The organism is Gordonia sp. (in: high G+C Gram-positive bacteria), assembly GCF_049647785.1.
GTDB lineage: Bacteria > Actinomycetota > Actinomycetes > Mycobacteriales > Mycobacteriaceae > Gordonia.
In genome coordinates this window covers 1-18,409 of the sequence record NZ_JBARYI010000100.1, presented here as the reverse complement: position 1 = coordinate 18,409, position 18,409 = coordinate 1, and the positions used below count along the sequence as shown (strand labels likewise).

General features: G+C 63.5%; 16 protein-coding genes. 11 read left to right on the top strand and 5 right to left on the bottom strand.

The window, feature by feature from the left end:
• Positions 1 to 11: 11 nt before the first annotated feature.
• Positions 12 to 761, bottom strand: coding sequence for a 3'(2'),5'-bisphosphate nucleotidase CysQ (locus WBA38_RS18100; protein ID WP_424295041.1), 750 nt, complete (start codon positions 759 to 761; stop codon positions 12 to 14).
• A gap of 69 nt (positions 762 to 830) precedes the next feature.
• Here WBA38_RS18100 and WBA38_RS18095 point away from each other — a divergent pair, with 69 nt between their 5' ends.
• Positions 831 to 1,718, top strand: a complete 888-nt coding sequence (locus WBA38_RS18095) for an Fpg/Nei family DNA glycosylase (protein WP_424295039.1) — start codon at positions 831 to 833, stop codon at positions 1,716 to 1,718.
• Here WBA38_RS18095 and WBA38_RS18090 read toward each other — a convergent pair whose 3' ends face one another.
• Together WBA38_RS18090 and WBA38_RS18085 are read right to left on the bottom strand one after the other, a co-directional pair.
• Entirely contained in the window at positions 1,719 to 2,876 is a 1,158-nt protein-coding gene (locus tag WBA38_RS18090) for a DUF4185 domain-containing protein (RefSeq protein ID WP_424295038.1), read from the bottom strand.
• Positions 2,877 to 2,973: 97 nt separating this feature from the next.
• Positions 2,974 to 4,281, bottom strand: coding sequence for a DUF4185 domain-containing protein (locus tag WBA38_RS18085; protein WP_424295036.1), 1,308 nt, complete (start codon positions 4,279 to 4,281; stop codon positions 2,974 to 2,976).
• A gap of 174 nt (positions 4,282 to 4,455) precedes the next feature.
• Here WBA38_RS18085 and WBA38_RS18080 point away from each other — a divergent pair, with 174 nt between their 5' ends.
• Together WBA38_RS18080 and pgi are read left to right on the top strand one after the other, a co-directional pair.
• Entirely contained in the window at positions 4,456 to 5,196 is a 741-nt protein-coding gene (locus WBA38_RS18080) for an SDR family oxidoreductase (RefSeq protein ID WP_424295034.1), read from the top strand.
• A 44-nt stretch (positions 5,197 to 5,240) separates the two neighbouring features.
• Positions 5,241 to 6,935, top strand: a complete 1,695-nt coding sequence (pgi, locus tag WBA38_RS18075; RefSeq protein ID WP_424295032.1) for a glucose-6-phosphate isomerase — start codon at positions 5,241 to 5,243, stop codon at positions 6,933 to 6,935.
• A gap of 50 nt (positions 6,936 to 6,985) precedes the next feature.
• On the opposite strand, the gene WBA38_RS18070 is transcribed toward pgi, so the two are convergent.
• A complete protein-coding gene (locus WBA38_RS18070; RefSeq protein WP_424295031.1) occupies positions 6,986 to 7,348 on the bottom strand; it encodes a chorismate mutase in 363 nt (120 codons plus the stop codon).
• A gap of 60 nt (positions 7,349 to 7,408) precedes the next feature.
• Here WBA38_RS18070 and WBA38_RS18065 point away from each other — a divergent pair, with 60 nt between their 5' ends.
• Together WBA38_RS18065 and WBA38_RS18060 are read left to right on the top strand one after the other, a co-directional pair.
• Positions 7,409 to 9,247, top strand: coding sequence for a hypothetical protein (locus tag WBA38_RS18065; protein ID WP_424295029.1), 1,839 nt, complete (start codon positions 7,409 to 7,411; stop codon positions 9,245 to 9,247).
• Between the two features lie 45 nt (positions 9,248 to 9,292).
• The gene (locus WBA38_RS18060) at positions 9,293 to 11,794 is read left to right on the top strand and encodes a UvrD-helicase domain-containing protein (RefSeq protein WP_424295027.1); all 2,502 of its coding nucleotides are present in this window, start codon (positions 9,293 to 9,295) and stop codon (positions 11,792 to 11,794) included.
• Positions 11,795 to 11,860: 66 nt separating this feature from the next.
• On the opposite strand, the gene WBA38_RS18055 is transcribed toward WBA38_RS18060, so the two are convergent.
• Positions 11,861 to 12,883 carry a M23 family metallopeptidase gene (locus tag WBA38_RS18055; protein ID WP_424295026.1) on the bottom strand — a complete coding sequence of 341 codons (1,023 nt, stop codon included), beginning with the start codon at positions 12,881 to 12,883 and terminating at the stop codon, positions 11,861 to 11,863.
• A 301-nt stretch (positions 12,884 to 13,184) separates the two neighbouring features.
• On the opposite strand from WBA38_RS18055, the gene sucC reads away from it, so the two are divergent.
• From sucC to WBA38_RS18025, 6 genes are all read left to right on the top strand, one after another.
• Complete coding sequence (sucC, locus tag WBA38_RS18050) at positions 13,185 to 14,348, top strand: ADP-forming succinate--CoA ligase subunit beta (protein WP_424295024.1); 1,164 nt, start codon at positions 13,185 to 13,187, stop codon at positions 14,346 to 14,348.
• A gap of 15 nt (positions 14,349 to 14,363) precedes the next feature.
• Positions 14,364 to 15,266, top strand: coding sequence for a succinate--CoA ligase subunit alpha (gene sucD, locus WBA38_RS18045; RefSeq protein WP_424295022.1), 903 nt, complete (start codon positions 14,364 to 14,366; stop codon positions 15,264 to 15,266).
• A gap of 92 nt (positions 15,267 to 15,358) precedes the next feature.
• The gene (locus WBA38_RS18040) at positions 15,359 to 15,925 is read left to right on the top strand and encodes a hypothetical protein (protein WP_424295020.1); all 567 of its coding nucleotides are present in this window, start codon (positions 15,359 to 15,361) and stop codon (positions 15,923 to 15,925) included.
• Complete coding sequence (locus tag WBA38_RS18035; protein ID WP_424295018.1) at positions 15,915 to 16,346, top strand: RDD family protein; 432 nt, start codon at positions 15,915 to 15,917, stop codon at positions 16,344 to 16,346. The genes WBA38_RS18040 and WBA38_RS18035 overlap by 11 nt, the downstream gene beginning before the upstream one ends.
• A gap of 33 nt (positions 16,347 to 16,379) precedes the next feature.
• Positions 16,380 to 17,729: a carboxyl transferase domain-containing protein gene (locus WBA38_RS18030; RefSeq protein ID WP_424295016.1), complete on the top strand. Its 1,350-nt coding sequence runs from the start codon at positions 16,380 to 16,382 to the stop codon at positions 17,727 to 17,729.
• Between the two features lie 12 nt (positions 17,730 to 17,741).
• Positions 17,742 to 18,356 (top strand): TetR/AcrR family transcriptional regulator, encoded by a 615-nt coding sequence (locus WBA38_RS18025; protein WP_424323258.1) that lies wholly within the window; start codon positions 17,742 to 17,744, stop codon positions 18,354 to 18,356.
• The last annotated feature ends 53 nt before the right edge of the window (positions 18,357 to 18,409 follow it).

Sequence of the window (18,409 nt, the reverse complement as noted above, 5' to 3'; positions counted from 1 at the left end):
GCGATCGAGAGTCACCATGGGTGGGCGACGGCATCTAAGACCGCGTCGGCGATTTCCTGTCGGCAGATGACGAAGTCGGGCATGTACGGTTGCGGATTGTTGTAAACGATGGGGCGACCATTGAGCCGACTGCAATGCAGGCCCGCGGCCAAAGCGACGCCGACCGGCGCGCAATTGTCCCACTCGTACTGGCCGCCGGAATGGACGTAGGCGTCCACATCGCCGCGCACGACCGCCATGGCTTTGGCGCCGGCCGAACCGATACGAACCGGGTTCAGTCCCACACGTTCGCAGACCGCCGCCGAATGGTACGAGTGCCCGTAGCGTGACACCGCGATTCGGCCCGACAGGGGACCATCGACCGCTGGGACTTCGTCACTGCGGAACACCTGCCCTTTGGCGGGGAGGGACACCGCGGACGCGACGGGTGCGCCGTTGATGGTGAGCGCAACGTGGACCGCCCAATCGGACGTGCCCATTGAGTATTCGCTTGTCCCATCGAGGGGATCGATGATCCACACCCGTTCTGCGGTGGAGCGATCGCCGACGTCCTCGGCCTCCTCCGACAGGACCGCGTCGCGTCGACGGTGCCTCCGCAGCACTTGGGAAATCCAGGCCTGCGCCATCGCATCGCCCACGTCGCCGAGTTGCTCGCCAGCGAGTAGCCCCTCATGTCGGACGCCGTTCAAGATCTCGCCAGCCCCCTCGGCAATCGCCGCGGCGAGTTGAGTGTCGGACATCGCAGGCGGAGAGTGACGCATCCTCTAACTAGAACACACCGGCCGCGCCGACCGTCCACAGATTGCCGGGGCGTGGCGCACACTGGGTTCATGCCGGAACTTCCCGAAGTGACCGCCATTGCGACGTTCCTCGATTCACGTATCGCTGGACTGCCGATTCGGCGCGTCGATATTGCCTCGCTGTCCGTACTGAAGACCGCAGATCCGCCGTACTCGGCGCTGGCTGGTCGAACCGTGTCGAGCGTCGACCGGATCGCCAAATACCTCGTTATCCGAACAGTGCCGGGCCCCGATGGCTCGCCGGATGAGGAGATCGATTTGGTGGTGCACCTTTCGCGCGCGGGCTGGGTGCGATGGAGTGAAGCGCTGTCCCAGGCGCCGCCCAAACCCGGTGGAAAGGGGCCGATCGCGCTTCGTGTGCACTGCGGCCTCCCGGGTGAGGGGTTCGATGTGACCGAGGCGGGAACACAGAAGCGACTGGCCGCGTGGGTCGTGCGCGATACCGCCGATGTGGAACGTATTGCCACCCTCGGGCCAGATGTGCTGGCACTGTCGAAGGAACAGTTCGCGCAGATCCTGGCTGGCCGCAACGCAAGGATCAAGAATCTGCTCACCGACCAGCGCGTCATCGCCGGCGTCGGCAACGCCTACTCCGACGAAATCCTGCACACCGCACAACTCTCGCCCTTCGCGACCGCCAGCAAGCTCGACGCCGCGCAGGTGGAAGCGCTTTATACGGCGACACGAACGGTGCTTCTCGACGCCGTCGAACGTTTGGAAGGTCAGGGCGTCGGGAACCTGAAGTCGGAGAAGCGCACCGGCCTGCGCGTGCACGCGCGGACCGGCATGCCGTGTCCGGTGTGCGGTGACACGGTCCGTGAGGTGTCATTCGCGGACCGCTCGTTCCAGTACTGTCCCACCTGTCAAACCGGTGGGAAGATCCTGGCCGACCGTCGGATGTCGCGCCTGCTGAAGTAGCTACTTGCGCACCTTGGTGCGGACCAGCAGGACGTTGTAGTCGTCCCAGCGGCTCGCGTTGAAATACAGTTCCGGGCCGCTACCGCGCAGTGCTGGCGAGTTGGGCAGCATCATCGGTGCATACAGTTCCAAGCTCGACGGCGCGATGCGCCGCGCGGGACTCCACGGGCCCTGCGGGTGCGCCGCAGTGCGTAGGAGAACTCCGCGCGGGCTGTCGAGCATCACGTACCGGTTTAGGTAAGGGCTCCACGCGACCGACAGTTCGGTGACGGGTCCGCGCACAATGGGGCGGGCCGAGTCGGGGGACGGAGTCCAACCGCGACCGTTCCAGTATTGGTAAGCACCAAGATTCAGGATGTCGTTGGGCCGGAAGCGGGCAATGTGTGCCGCGCCGAAGCGGCCGTTGGGAGTGCCGTACTGGTAGACCCAGCCAGCGTCCGGGCCGACCCCCTTGACGTAGGCGCCCTGCTGGAACTTGGCGTCGCCGTTGATGCCGAGGTTGGGGCGAATCGTGCCCTGGGGGGTGCGCCAGCTACGACCGTTGTCATTGGAAACCGCGGTCGCCGAGTAGTTGGTGAACCACGTGCTGGCCGGGCCCCACGAACGTACCGACATGAAGTTCACGTACTGCTTGCCGCCGATGGAGATGCCTGCGGTCGGGATGGTGGTTTTCTCGATGCCGTCGAAGCCGACAGCTCCAAACATCTCGCCGACGAAACCGCGGCCGTCCAGGCGCACACCGTCGGACAGGTTGCCGTCGCTGGACCTCAGCAGGGCATTGTGTCGCCACTGCTGGTCACTGGTCAGGCAGTTGCCGAACGTGTCGCCGAAGGCCATCAGAGTTTGGCCGCGGCCGTTGTCCCATGCGACGCCGACGTCGGTACCGGAAATGCCAAAGCGCTTGTACGTCTTGTTGGGACTGAGCGGGCCGGTGACCCACGACACTGTTTGCGTGCGGCCGTTGTTGAAGGCGGGCATCGCCTTTTGCGGTCCGGTCGCGGAGCCACCGCGCGGAAGGAACTTATTAATGACCGGGATGTTGACGCCCGTACCGCTGTTGCTGCAAGACCGAGCGTCGGCGGCACCGACGCCGGAAACGGCGGTCAGGGTCGAAGCGACGACGACGCAGGCGGCAAGGGCAGGTAGAACTCGGCGCATAGATCTCAATCTTCTCTACTGGTAGTGCATTGTCTTCCTTGCTATCAGTCGGGCTGGCAGGACACAGCCACTTGCATCACGATCCGGACTCGATGCCTCATCTGCGGAGTTTCGTTTCCACGAGTACGACGTTGTACTCAGCCCAGCGACTGCCGTTGAAGTACAACTCGGGTCCGGTGCCCTTCAACGCCGGAGACTGCGGCAGCATCATCGGGCCGTAAAGACCGTGGGTACTCGGCACCAGGATCCGCGGCAGACTCCACGGGCCTTGGGGATGCTCGGCCGTGCGGAAGTGCACGCCGAGAGTTCCGGTGTCGAGCATGACGTACTTGTTCAGGTACGGACTCCATGCGACGGAGAGTTCGCTGACGGGCGCGCCGACTACGCGCGCTTTGCTGGAGGTGATGCCGTCGATGGTCGGGGACCAACCCGAGCCAGTCCAGTACTCGAACTTGGTGAGGTCGAGGATGTCGGCCGGGCGAACTCGCGACAGATAGAGCGCCCCGTAGCGGCCGTTGGGGGTGCCGTATTGAAAGATCCATCCGGCCTCGTCGCGCTGGCCTGCCACATAGGCCGCTTGCTGGAACTTGGCGTCGTTGGCCTGCGCCGACGGCCACCCGACTGGCAACGGCACGGTGACGCCAGCGTTCACGCGGATCGTATCGAGCGGGGTGGTCCAAGTTTGACCGTTGTCGCTGGATACGGCGGTTGCCGAAAAGTTGGTCGCCCAGACGCCGGAGTCGCCCCACGATCGCACCGACATGTAGTTGAGGTATTGCTTGCCTGCGATGGAGATGGCCGAGGTCGGGATGGTCGTGACTTCGATGCCACTCCACCCGATGGCACCGATCATCTGGGTGGCGTAGCGCGGTGCGGCGGCAGTCACCGACGCGCCGGAGTTGATGTCGCCCGGGATGCCGTAGGGGACGGACAGGCCGTCGTGGAGGTCGTTGTCGTTGGTGCGCAGCAGCACATTGTGGCGCCACTGCTTACCGGCGACGCTGCAATCGCCAAAGGTGTCGCCGAAGGCGAGGAGCGTCTGGCCCGAACCGTTGTCCCACGCCACGCCGAGGTCCGTGCCGGAGATGCCGAATCGGTCGAAGGTGTCGTTCTTGCTTTTGGGGCCGGTTACCCAATCGATGATTCGAGTCACGCCGTTATTGAAATAGGGGGCCGGGCCCTGCGTCCCGGTGACGCCGCTAATAGATCCGCCGATGGAACCGCCGATGGAACCGCCGATGGATCCGGTGTCGAGGAAGGGCAGGCTCGAGCCGTTGGCGTTGCTGCCGCACGGGGCAGCGTCGGCGGTACCTGCGGTTCCGGCGAGAGGGACAACGGTGAGGCCTACTGCAGCGAGTGTGACCGCGGCCAGCGCGAGTGTGAGCGAGCGTGCGGGAAAGCGCATGCAACTCTCCTGGTATCAAAGTGACTCAAGTTACTAATGTGGCTAGAGTGGTAATGGTTTCATCAGGCCTGCGGCTCCGCAAGGCCTGGCCGGATCCGAGATGCTCTTGAAACCCGACCCGTTGACCGGGATGGCCCCACGCGGCAATGTCACAGAAACCGGTACATTCGGGCCATGTTGCGCGAGAAGATCATCATCACCGGAGCAAGTTCGGGTCTCGGCGAAGGCATGGCGCGCGAATTTGCCGCGCGCGGCCGCAGTCTGGGACTGGCCGCCCGCCGACTCGATCGTCTCGACGAACTTGCGGGCGAATTACGTTCGCAGGCAAAGCAAGTCGCGATATCCAAGCTCGACGTCACCAACGTTGAGTCAGTGCCCGTCGTATTCGACGCGCTCGCCGACGAACTCGGCGGACTCGATCGTGTCATCGTCAACGCGGGACTCGGCAAGGGTGCGCCCATCGGAACCGGTCACGCCGCCGCCAATATCGAAACGATCGAAACCAACCTCGTCGGTGCCCTCGCTCAGATCGAGGCAGCCATGAGCATCTTCCGCAAACAGAACGCCGGGCACCTGGTGCTTGTCAGTTCGATGAGCGCGGTCCGCGGGATGCCGAAAGCGCAAGCGGCCTACTCGGCGTCGAAAGCCGGGCTGTCCGCGCTCGGGCAGGGACTGCAGGCCGAAATGGCTCGCACCCCAATCAAGGTGACCGTGCTTCTGCCGGGCTACATCGAGACCGATATCAACCGCGGCGTCAAAACATCAATGATGACTGACACCGATACCGGAGTGAAGGCGATGGTCGCGGCCATTGAAGCCGAACGCACACGTGCCGCCGTCCCATCCTGGCCTTGGACTCCTATTTCGTGGGGTCTGAAATTCCTGCCGGACGCCCTGTCTTCCAAGTTGATCTAGCCACCTGTCGGCAAGGCCTAAACGAAACGCATAATGTGGAACCAATGATGACCAATCTCCGAGGACGACTCGACGGGGGCGATGACACCGACATCACCTCTACCGTCTCCTGGCACGCGTTGGCCGCCCACCAGCAGCACGTGTACTCCCTGCACCTGCGCGAGCTGTTTGTCATGGAGCCCGACCGAGGCCGCGAAATGGTGGTCGACGCCGGCGACGTCCACCTGGACTTTTCGAAGAACCTGATCACCCACGAGACGGTCGAACTCCTTTCGGCGTTGGCGCGCGAAGCCGGCGTCGAAGAAAAGCGCGACGAAATGTTCGCCGGAGCCCACCTCAACACGTCCGAGGACCGGGCGGCGCTGCACATCGCCCTGCGACTGCCCCGCGGCGCAGAGTTGCTCGTCGATGGGCACAATGTGGTCGACGACGTCCACGCCGTTCTCGACGCCATGGGGGATTTCACCGACCGCGTCCGCAACGGTGAATGGACCGGGCACACCGGCAAGCGCATCACCGACGTCGTCAACATCGGGATCGGTGGCAGCGACCTCGGCCCCGAAATGGCGTACGACGCCCTCCGCTTCTATCGCCATCCGGAAATTACCGGACACTTCGTGTCCAACAGCGATCCGTCCGACGTGATGTCGGTCCTCAACGGCCTCAACGCGGAAACCACGCTGTTCGTCGTGTCGTCAAAAACCTTCACCACCCTGGAAACCATCACCAATGCCACCGCCGCCAAGCGGTGGCTGTTGCGTGAACTCGGCGCGACCGGCGATTCCGACATCGTCGCCAAACACTTCGTCGCAGTGAGCACGAATACTGACGAGGTCGAGAAGTTCGGCATCGACACCGACAATATGTTCGGCTTCTGGAACTGGGTTGGCGGTCGCTACTCGATCGACTCGGCAATCGGACTGTCGTTGATGATTGCGATCGGTCGCGATCACTTCGCCGACTTCCTCGCTGGCTTCCACGCCATCGACGAACATTTCCGCACCGCGCCGCTGGAAAAGAACGCACCGGCACTGATGGGCATGATTGGCCTTTGGTACTCCAACTTTTGGGATGCGCAGTCGCAGGCCGTGATGCCTTACTCGAACGACCTCGCGCGATTCCCCGCCTACCTGCAGCAGTTGACGATGGAGTCGAACGGGAAGTCCGTCACCACATCAGGCCATCATGTGACGACGCCGACCGGATCGATCTATTGGGGTGAGCCCGGCACCAATGGTCAGCACGCCTTCTTTCAACTGCTGCACCAGGGCACCTGGCTGATTCCCGCCGATTTCATCGGGTTCGCGAAGCCGCTCGAAGACCTGCCTGCCGCTGATGGTCGCAGCATGCACGACATTCTCATGAGCAACTTCTTCGCCCAAACCGACGTCCTCGCGTTCGGCAAGACGGCCGACGACATCGCCGCCGAGGGGGTGCCGCCAAAGTTGGTGCCGCACAAGGTGATGCCGGGCAACCGCCCGTCGACGTCGATCCTCGCACCGCAACTCACGCCGTCGGTCCTCGGGCAACTGATCGCGCTGTACGAGCACGAGACGTTCGTGAAGGCGATGGTCTGGGGAATTAACCCCTTCGATCAGTGGGGCGTCGAATTGGGTAAGAAACAGGCCAACGAACTCGTCGGAGCCATCAGCGACCCCGAACCGCCCGCCACCATGCCCGACTCATCAACCGACGCCCTCGTGCGCTGGTACCGCGAGCAGCGCGGCCGACGGTCGTAGGGGCACAGGAACCGAACCGTTCTGCGGAAAATTCTGCGGGAAAGGCGGGGCTAGCGGCCGAGGGGGCCGCGGCCTAGGCGCAGCAGCAGCATGGCCAGGGTGTGGCCTTCGGTGCCGAGGGCAGAGAAGCGGTCCAGAACCTTCATTTCGCGGCTGTGCACCAGACGCGGGCCGCCCGTTGCCATGCGATGCGCGCCGATCTTCTTCGACACGGCGCTGCGACGCTCAATGGCGGCCAAGATGATCGCGTCCATCCGATCGATTTCGGGACGCAATTCGTCAATGTCGTCGGGGAGCAGGCTCACATCGGACGACAGATTTAGGGCGTCGAGGTCGAGGGCAAACAGTTCCGCGTCGGACGTCGTGTTATCTGCCGGGTTGGTCTCGCGCTGCTGCTCATCGTTGCCACTCACAGAGCCAATTTTGCCACGCGGGGTTCGCGGGGTGGACGGCGAGTGGTGAACAATGCGGGGATGACGACCGACACAATCACTGCCAGACGGGTCGGGGCCATTGCGCTCGGACTGATCGCCGCACAACTGGTAGTGCGCGCTGTCCTGGTGATTTGGGGCAACTTCTACTGGGACGACCTCATTCTGATCGGTCGCGCAACATCAAATCCGATCCTGTCCTGGGACTTCCTGGGGTACAGCCACGACGGTCATTTCATGCCGGGTGCATTCCTCCTGGCTGGCCTGACGACGGTCCTCGCACCGGTCCAATGGTGGCTACCCGCCGTGACGCTGGTGGTATTGCAGGCGATCGCGTCGCTGGCGGTGTGGCGGATGATCTCGATCATCGCCCCGCGCGCCCGCGGTTGGAGCCTGGTGGCGCTGACGTTCTATCTCTTCGCGCCAATGACGGTGAGCGCGTACGTGTGGTGGGCGGCGGGCCTGAATACGCTGCCGATGCAGGCGGCGATGGCTGTCGTGGTTGCCAACGTGGTGGTTTTGGTGCGCGATCGACCGGATGCCGAGCGGAGTCGACGTCTCACGATTGGTGCTGCCGTGGCGTTCGCCGTCGGGTTGCTGTTCTTTGAGAAGTCTCTGTTCATCCTGCCGGTCGCGGTCGTGGTGGCAGTGCTGGTGATGCGATCGACGCGAGATCCGCGCGCCGATGACGACGACTACCGAAACTCGCCGCTCACCCAGGCCTTCTTGCGGGCCCGGACCCTGTGGCTGGTTCTTGCCACCATGTTCATTGCGTGGATCGTGTTGTTCTTTGCCACTTCCACGGCCACCGCCGGCGAACACTCGCTGGCGCAGACGGCGAAACTGGTATGGCGCAGCATCAATGAAGCGATCATTCCGTCGCTGGTCGGTGGACCGTGGGTGTGGGACCGATGGACGCCGTCGCCGCCCATGGGTTTCCCCAGCATTTGGATGATTGTCGCGGGCTGGGCGGTGCTGGTCGCGGTGGTCGTCCTGACCTCCAGGAATCGGCGGGGCGCGCCAGCGATCTGGGTGTTTGCACTCGGCTACGCGGTTCTCGCGCAGGTCCCGGTGATGTGGAATCGGTCGAGCGATAACACGGCCCTCGAACTCGCGCAGACCATGCGCTACCTGCCCGACACTGCGCTGGTGCTGGCAATTGCTTTGGCGCTGATCGCTGCGGCCCCGCGCAAGGGTGGCGCACATGTCGCGGCCCCGGCGGCTGTTGATCGTCGTCCCGCGGGGATTGCGACGGCCGCATGCGTGCTGTTTGCGGTGTCGGCGATGGTCTCAACCATGTCGTTTGGGCAGTCGTGGCGTGACGACCCCACCGGTGACTACATCGCGACGGCCCGCGAATCCCTCGCCCAGATGGATGGCAAGACGATGTTCGACCAACCGCTGCCGATCGAAGTGTTGCTGCCGGTCGCGTTCCCAAACAACATGATTAGTCACGTCTTCGGTCGGCTCGACCAGCGTCCGGAGTTCGGGACTGTCACCGACGAACTGAAAGTGCTCAACCCGCGCGGGCAGTTGGTGGCAGGTGCGGTGACGCCGCAGCGAACCTTCGACGCCAGCCGGGGTAGCTGCGCCAAACCCAGCATTGATGGACCCACGGCGTTGTCGCTGAGTGGACCGCTGATTGTCTGGCGTTGGACCGTCGGATTCAGTTACTGCGCCAACCAGGACGGGATCGTCGAATTGGCTTTGGGCGGTGGCAAGGCGGTGCGGGTCCCGGTGAAGCAGGGCCTGCATCCGGTGTATGTCCAAATCGATGGCAGTGGACTCAAGTTGCGCGTCCGGCCGGTCACTCCCGGGCTGCGACTGCACACCGGAGAGGGGCGAGTCGGCGAAGCGGTGATGGCGGAGTACGCACCGTAACCGGAGACCGGATCTGTCGGAGGTCGCAGGTAATCTGAATAGGCCATGAACTCTTCACTTGCCGCCCTCGACGAATCCACTCTGAGCGTCCGAGGACGTGAACTTCTCGACGGACTCAATCCGCAGCAGCGGGCTGCGGTCTTGCACACGGGTGCGCCGTTGCTGATCGTCGCAGGTGCAGGGTCAGGTAAGACGGCTGTCCTGACCCGCCGGATTGCGTTCCTGCTCGCTGAACGCGGTGTCACCCCAGGTCAGATCCTTGCGATTACCTTCACGAACAAGGCCGCCGCCGAGATGCGGGAGCGCGTCATCGACCTCGTCGGGCCGCGCGCGGCATACATGTGGGTCTCGACGTTCCACTCCACCTGCGTGCGGATCTTGCGCGCGCAGTCAGCCCTGCTTGGCAATCGGAACTCCAACTTCTCCATCTACGACGCCGACGACTCCCGTCGGCTGCTCGGCATGGTGGTGCGCGATCTCGATCTCGACCCAAAGAAGTTCAGCCCGCGCGGCGTCGGCACCCAGATCTCCAACTTCAAAAACGAACTCAAAGGCCCCGACGACGCCGCGGCCGAAGCATCGGCCGAAGGTGAGGGGGCGGCAGCGGGCATCATCGCCCAGATCTACGCCGAATACCAGCGCCGCCTCGCGTCGGCCAATGCCTTCGACTTTGACGACTTGATCGGAGAGACCGTCTCCCTGCTGCAACGGCATCCGGCAGTTGCCGAATACTATCGGCGCCGCTTCCGCCATGTGCTGATCGACGAATACCAGGACACCAACCACGCCCAATATGTGCTGGTCCGGGAACTGGTCGGTGCCGACGTCAACACCGAATCTGACGTCGAACCGTCGGAACTGTGCGTGGTTGGCGATGCCGACCAGTCGATCTACGCCTTCCGTGGTGCCACCATCCGCAACATCGAGCAGTTCGAGGTCGACTATCCGAACGCCGAAACCATCCTGCTGGAGCAGAACTACCGATCGACGCAAACCATCCTGTCGGCGGCCAACGCGGTGATTTCCCGCAACGGCAACAGGCGCGAGAAGAAACTGTGGACCGACTCGGGCACCGGCGACCCAATCGTCGGCTACGTCGCCGACTCCGATCGCGACGAAGCCGCGTTCATTGCTAAAGAGATTGAAGAACTCGTCGACTACTCGATCGGCGGCTCATCGACGCATACCTACGCCGACATTGCCGTCTTCTATCGCACCAATACCGGGTCACGCCCGCTTGAGGAAGTCTTTGTTCGGCACGGCATCCCCTACAAGGTGGTCGGCGGAACCAAGTTTTACGAGCGCAAGGAGGTCCGCGACATCGTCGCCTACCTGCGCGTAGTCGCCAACCCCGACGACGCCGTTAGCTTGCGACGCATCCTGAACACGCCGCGCCGAGGTATCGGCGATCGCGCGGAAGCCGTCGTGGCCGTGCACGCCGAGAACCTCGGAATCACTTTCTATCAAGCGCTCATCGACGCCACCGAGAACCGCGTCGCCCTCTTGAATACGCGGGCCGTTAAACAGATCACCGGATTTGTGAACATGATCGAGGGCCTGCGCAGCGATTTCCTGATGGCATTCGGTGCCGTCGGCGGGGATGCGGACGAGGCCATTGCCGACGCCACGACCGAAGGCGCCGATGTCGGTGACCTCGTGGACGCGATCGTCGACCGCAGCGGCTACCGCGAGGAGTTGGAAGCCTCCAACGACCCGCAAGATGCCGCGCGCATGGACAACCTCAACGAACTGATCGCCGTCGCCCGTGACTTCAGCGTCGAGGCGGCTCAGAGCGCCGAAGAAGAAACCGATCTCGACGATCAGGTGGAGCCCGGCGACGTGGTCGGCGACGGTGAACCTGAGCCGGGGTCCCTCGCTGCATTCTTGGAAAAGGTCGCGTTGGTTGCCGATGCCGATCAAGTACCCGACGAAGGTGAAGGCGTCGTCACAATGATGACCCTGCACACGGCGAAGGGCCTGGAGTTCCCGGTGGTCTTTGTGACCGGCTGGGAAGACGGACACTTCCCGCACATGCGTGCCCTCGGCGACCCGGCCGAACTAAGCGAGGAGCGTCGTCTGGCTTACGTCGGCATCACCCGTGCCCGGCTAAAGCTGTATTTGACGCGAGCCCTGTCGCGCGCCTCGTGGGGGCAGCCGGTGTCGAATCCCGTATCCCGATTCCTGGAGGAAATCCCGGCGCACCTTCTCGACTGGCGTCGGGTCGAACCGAAGCGCGGTATGCGTGAGTTCGGCTCCCGCGGCGGCAGTTTCGGCTTCGGTTCGACGACGGGCGGCAGCAGTACCGAGTCCGGTTTGGGTTCGGGCTTCCGCGGGCGGTCGTCGTACTCGTCCGATCCGACGCGGGGTCGCAACAAGATGGTCAACTACGAAGTTGGTGACCGGATGAACCACCCGCAGTACGGGATGGGGAAGGCAGTCGCGAAAGAAGGCAGCGGAGTCACCGAACGGATCACGTTCGACTTCGGCGGCAAGGTTGGTCGAGTCACTTTGATGACAACCGGCGGACTACCTGGCGAAAAGCTGTAGTTTGGCGGAAGCCGTGGACCTAGAGCGAAAAGGCGCTCTGGCGAAAAGGCGGTAGAGCGAAGGGACCTATCCGGTGAGGGCGGAGAGGCGAATGCCCATCTTCGCAAGCCACACGGCAGGATCGACCTTGACCATGGATCCGCCCTTGGGGATCCAGCGCTCGAAGTGCAGGTGCGGGCCGGTGGAGAAGCCTTCGGAGCCGACCATGCCGATGGTGTCGCCCGCTGTGACCGTCTGTCCCTTGTGAACGAGTACGCCCGACGATGCCATGTGGCCGTACATGGTGATGGTGCCGTCGGCAGCCTTGATCTGAATCCAGTTGCCGTAGCCGGAGGCTGGTCCCGCGTCGACAACGACACCGTCGGTGGCGGCGTGAATGGGGGTACCCAGCGGTGCCGCCATGTCGATTCCGCCGTGGAACGAACCCCAGCGGGGAGCGAAGGCGGACGTGAGCTGGTAGCTGCCGAGGGGCAGTGGACTCGAGATCAGCGGCTTCTGCTTGGCGGCGATTGCGGCAGCCTGAGCCTTGGCAAGGGCAGCGCCCTGCTTGAGCTGAGTCTTGTAGGTGTTCATGTCCGACTCAGCCGAGGCGGCAACCACGCCGACGGGGCCGTCGTCGTTGGTGACGTTGCTGGCGTTCGCGATGCCGAGCGCGTCGGCGGGAGCGGGGTCGGCCGGTGCTTCGGCGATGGGGCTGGCCTGATCGCTCGAACCGGAACCGGTCACGGCAATGGCGGTAGCGCCAGCGGCAATCGCAAACAATGCGGTGCGGGCGCGGAGGGCAGACGATGGTGCCGCCAGGCGGTGCTTCGGCTTATTGCGCTCAGGCGCAGGTGCGCCGGCCGGGCGGGGTGCCACGTCGACTGCAGTCTCGCGAGGAAGCAGAATTTCGGTGGTGCTGACGTTGTCGTTGCCGAGGGGGCCGGCAGTGCTGCCGAGTCCGATGCGCAGATTCTTCGACAGCTGCGGGAAATCGCGCGTCGAAGGAGTGTCGGTAGAGGTGGACAAATCGGACGGAGAGGGAGTGTGGTCCTGGCGGGCTGCTGTGCCGTCACGGTCGAGAAGGCTCCGTGTTGCCAAGTTGTTCACCTCAAAAATCTAGTCCTGCATTCATCGGCGGGCGGGTCGCTCGTCGTGACCTAGTCGTTACCAACCTCAATGACGGTAACCAAAGGTTGGCTTGAAGTCCACCGGTTGGTTTTGTGACGTCCCGGATCTCGTGATGATTTGGCCTTATTTAACGTGCACACGGGGTTACTCGCCAGTAGCGGGTGAGATGTCGCACAAGGAGGGGGCCGCGTGTGAATACGACACGGTGGGGGCACTAGGGTTGCCTATGGTCCGCGCTACACCGAAGCGGGCAATTAAATTACTTCAGATGGTGAGCTGAATGGATCTCTTCGAATACCAGGCGAAGGAACTGTTCGCCAAGCATGGGGTACCCACCACACCGGGTCGGGTCACTGACACTGCCGCCGATGCGCGGGCTATTGCCGAGGAAATCGGCAAGCCTGTGATGATCAAGGCGCAGGTCAAGGTCGGCGGCCGCGGCAAGGCGGGTGGCGTCAAGTACGCCGCAACCCCTGATGACGCACAGACGCACGCTGAAAACATCCTCGGGCTCGATATCAAGGGCCACGTCGTTAAGCGACTCCTTGTCGCCGAAGCCAGCGACATCGCCGAGGAGTACTACATCTCGTTCCTGCTCGATCGCGCCAACCGCACCTACCTGGCCATGTGCTCGGTCGAAGGTGGCATGGAGATCGAAGAGGTCGCGGCAACCAAGCCTGACCGCTTGGCCCGCATCGCCGTTGACGCCGTCAAGGGCGTCGACCTGGCATTCGCCCGCGAAATCGCCGAGCAGGGTCACCTGCCCGCTGAGGTCCTCGACGCGGCAGCCGTGACGATCCAGAAGCTGTGGGAAGTCTTCGTCGCCGAAGATGCCCTGCTGGTTGAGGTCAACCCGCTCGTCCGCACCCCGGACGATCAGATCCTCGCACTCGACGGCAAGGTCACCCTCGACGAGAACGCAGAGTTCCGTCAGGCCGACCACGCTGAGTTCGCTGACATCGATGCGACTGATCCGCTTGAGCTCAAGGCCAAGGAGAACGACCTCAACTACGTCAAGCTCGACGGCGAAGTTGGTGTCATCGGCAACGGTGCAGGTCTGGTCATGTCGACCCTCGACGTTGTTGCCTACGCAGGCGAAAACCACGGTGGCGTGAAGCCGGCGAACTTCCTGGACATTGGCGGCGGCGCATCGGCCGACGTCATGGCCGCTGGCCTCGACGTCATCTTGGGTGACGCACAGGTCAAGAGCGTCTTCGTGAACGTCTTCGGTGGCATCACCGCCTGTGACGCTGTTGCCAACGGCATCATCGGCGCGCTCGCCAAGCTGGGCGACACCGCAAGCAAGCCGCTGGTGGTTCGCCTCGACGGCAACAAGGTCGAGGAGGGTCGCAAGATCCTGGCTGAGGCCAACCATCCGCTGGTGACCGTGGCTGAAACCATGGATGCCGGTGCCGACAAGGCCGCCGAGCTGGCGAACAAGTAGGAGACCACAAGACTCATGTCGATCTACCTGAACAAGAACAACAAAGTCATCGTCCAGGGCATCACCGGCGGCGAAGGCACCAAGCACACCGCGCTGATGCTGAAGGCCGGCACCAATGTCGTCGGTGGCGTCAACGCCCGCAAGGCCGGAACCACGGTCTCGCACGTCGACGCTGACGGCAATGCGGTTGAGCTGCCCGTCTTTGCTTCGGTTGCCGAGGCAATGGAGAAGACCGGGGCTGACACCTCGATCGCCTTCGTTCCGCCAGCCTTCTCGAAGGACGCCATCATTGAGGCCATCGACGCGGAGATCCCGCTGCTCGTGGTCATCACCGAGGGTATCCCGGTGCAGGACTCGGCTTACGCCTGGGCCTACAACGTGGAGAAGGGCGCCAAGACCCGCATCATCGGGCCGAACTGCCCCGGCATCATCACCCCCGGTGAGGCACTGGTCGGCATCACGCCGAACAACATCACCGACAAGGGACCGATCGGCCTCGTGTCGAAGTCGGGCACCCTGACCTACCAGATGATGTACGAACTGCGTGACCTCGGTTTCTCGACTGCCATCGGCATCGGCGGCGACCCGGTCATCGGTACCACTCACATCGACGCCATCGAGGCCTTCGAGAACGACCCGGAGACCAAGCTGATCGTCATGATCGGTGAGATCGGTGGCGACGCTGAAGAGCGCGCGGCCGACTACATCAAGGCCAACGTCACCAAGCCGGTCGTCGGCTACGTGGCTGGCTTCACCGCTCCGGAAGGCAAGACCATGGGCCACGCTGGCGCCATCGTGTCGGGCAGTTCCGGTACGGCGCAGGCCAAGAAGGAAGCCCTCGAGGCAGCCGGTGTCAAGGTCGGCAAGACGCCGTCCGAGACCGCAGCGTTGGCTCGCGAGCTCTTCGCGGCACTGTAGATCGAATCTGCTGGCACTCGCGGCCAGACACAAGCTAAACCCCGGGGCGGCATTGCCACCCCGGGGTTTTTGCTGTGAGGCATAATTGATCGGTGATAACAGGATTGGTTTCGGGTGCGGTAACTCGCGTGCTCGGCATACCGCGGGCGGTGATTCGCGGCGTGCTGTCTGAGGCGATTGAGTTCCTCACCGTGGAGATCGACCTGACCGAAGTGCTTGTGTCTGCTGTCGACCTCAATCGAGTGTTGAAGGAAGTGGATCTGCAGGCGGTCGTCGAGCGACTCGACCTGAATGCGCTGCTGGCAACCCTCGACTTGCAGAAGATCCTCGAGGGCATCGACCTCAACCCGTTGCTCGAATCCCTCGATCTGAACCCCGTGGTGCAGAAACTAGATCTGAACGGCCTTATCGCGGGTGTGGATCTGAACAAGGTGGTCGGAACCATCGACATTGACGGCGTTCTCGAACGCGTCGATCTGGTGGTCGTGGGTAATCGGGTCATTGAGGGCGTCGACCTGTCGTCAATCGTCCGCGACGCCAGCTCAACAGTCACGACAGAAATGATCTCCGACGTCCGGAGCGGTAGCGAGCGAGCCGACGATGCCGTGGATGGCTTCGTCGATCGAGTGTTGAGGCGGAAGCCAAACCATGAAGGGTGATCGGCGGGTCGCCGGAATTGTCACCAGGGTCATCGCCGCTGTCATCGACTGCTTCGTGATTATCGCGGCCCTCGGCATCGGGTACCTGATTACCGCATTCATTCTGTTCTCCATCAAGGGCACCAGGTTCAGCTTTCCGGAGGTGAGCTGGTGGTTCACCACAACGACGTTTTTCGCCAGCTCGTTTGTTTACCTCGTGGTCTGCTGGTCCATAACGGGACGCACCATCGGGAACGTGCTGATGGGGCTTCGCGTAGTGCGGATCAGCGGTCGACGACTGCATTTTGTTCAGATCCTGTTGCGCGCGGCCGCATACTTGATGTTTCCATTCGGCTTGTTCTGGGTGGCGCTGTCGCCGCGACGTCTGTCACTGCAGGACGCGCTGCTGCGGACCAAGGTGGTTTACACCAGCGACGACTAACGAACCCGGCCGGGATCGGGCATCATCGGGCGTATGCGTACCGATAGGCCTGATGCTTCGACGTTGATCGACGCCGTCGTCGACCCTGGTTCGTTTCAGTTGTGGACGCCGCCCGACGAACCGGAGTCGGTCGTCACCGGACGCGCCACTGTCGCTGGGCATGCAGTGGTGCTCGTGGTCAGCGAATTTGCAATCGCGGGTGGTTCCATCGGCACAGTGGCGGGGGCCCGCATTGTCGAGGCTATCGGCCGAGCGACGGCGCAATCGCTGCCGCTGGTTGCGCTGCCAGCTTCCGGCGGCACGCGAATGCAAGAGGGGACACCCGCATTCCTGCAGATGGCGGCAATCACCGCCGCCGTGAACGACCACCGCGACGCGGGGCTGCCGTACATCGTTTACCTGCGCCATCCGACCACTGGCGGGGTATTCGCATCGTGGGGCTCCCTCGGGGACATTACTTGGGCGCAGCCCGGGGCGCTCACCGGTTTTCTCGGACCCAAGGTGTACGAGGGGATCTACGGGGAGTCGTTCCCCGCGGGTGTCCAGACCGCCGAGAACCTGCTCAGCCACCGACTGCTCGACGATGTCTTCGCCGCGGAGGAACTCGGGTATCGGCTCGCGCGGGTGATCGGCGCACTCGACCCGGCGCCCGATAGTGTTCCGGCCGAACGGTCGCACAGCCTCCTGGCCAGGCCGGTCGACGACGCGTGGTCGGCGGTGGTGGCGACTCGTCGTGATGGCCGGCCCGGCCTCGTCGAACTTGAAGAACACCTCGGCGCCGTGCCCATCGCCGGTCCCGGTCCGGTGCGAGTATCGATTGTCCGGTTTGGTGGTAGGCCGACCATCCTGGTCGGACAGGACCGGGCGATTCAGGCTGCGGGCGAGCCCATCGGGGCCGACGACCTGCGGATCGCGCGCCGAGCCATCGCCTTGGCTGCCCGGTGGCGATTGCCGCTGGTGACCGTCGTCGATACCAGCGGTGGGGAGCTTTCGCAGGCTGCGGAAGAATCGGGTCTCGCGCGGCAGATCGCGGCGTCGACCTCGGAGCTGCTGTCGGCACCGGTTCCGACGGTGTCGATTCTGCTCGGGCAGGGGACCGGTGGTGCTGCGCTGGCGATGTTCCCGGCCGACCGCGTGATTGGGGCGGCCGATGCCTGGCTTTCTCCGTTACCGCCGGAGGGTGCCAGCATCATCATGCACGGCGATACCGACCATGCCCCTGAGATGGCACGCGCCCAACACATTTGGGTGCCGGAACTGTCCGAGCTGGGCATCGTCGACCAGGTTGTCAATACCCTTGACGAGGTCGTGACGGCAGTCGATGAGTGGGTGGCGTCCGGTCCGCGGCCGGATCGGGCGGGTCGTGTTCGCGTCGGGCGATAAACTGGCGACGACATGACTTCCGAAATCGCCCCGTCGCCGCGTCCAGCCACCAGACGTGAGCAGGCGAAGGCGGCTCGCCGCGTAGAGATTTTGGCGGCTGCCGCGCAGCAGATGGCGCAGCGGGGCTACGCGGGCGTGCGGTTGGAAGATATCGGTGCCGCCGTTGGGATTAGCGGCCCAGCCATGTACCGGCATTTTGAATCGAAGTCCGAATTGCTCGACACCATCCTGGTCGACGTCAGCCAACGACTCCGCGACGGCGGTCAGCTCGCCGTCGAAGAGGGTGGCACCCCGACCGAGGTGCTTCAGCGATTGATCGGCTTCCATATTGATGTGCTCGTGACCCGCCCCGACCTCATTAGCATTCAAGATCGGGACCTGTGGTCGCTGTCGGACGATGCCCGCCACCAGGTGCGTCGACTGCAGCGCAGCTACGTTGAACTGTGGGTAGATGTGTTGGTGCAGCGGGCGGCCGACCGCGGCGTCGAACTTGAGGCTGTTGAAGCACGAGTGCGGACGCATGCCATGTTCGGTCTGCTGAACTCGTCGCCGCGCCTTCCGGCCTTCCCTCTCGATCGCCTCCGTACCCTCCTGTCCGCCATGGCCATGGGTGCCTTGGACGGCTAGTCGCTCCGCTCCTGCCGTTCTCGCATGATGCGTCGATTCCCGCACTATGTCAG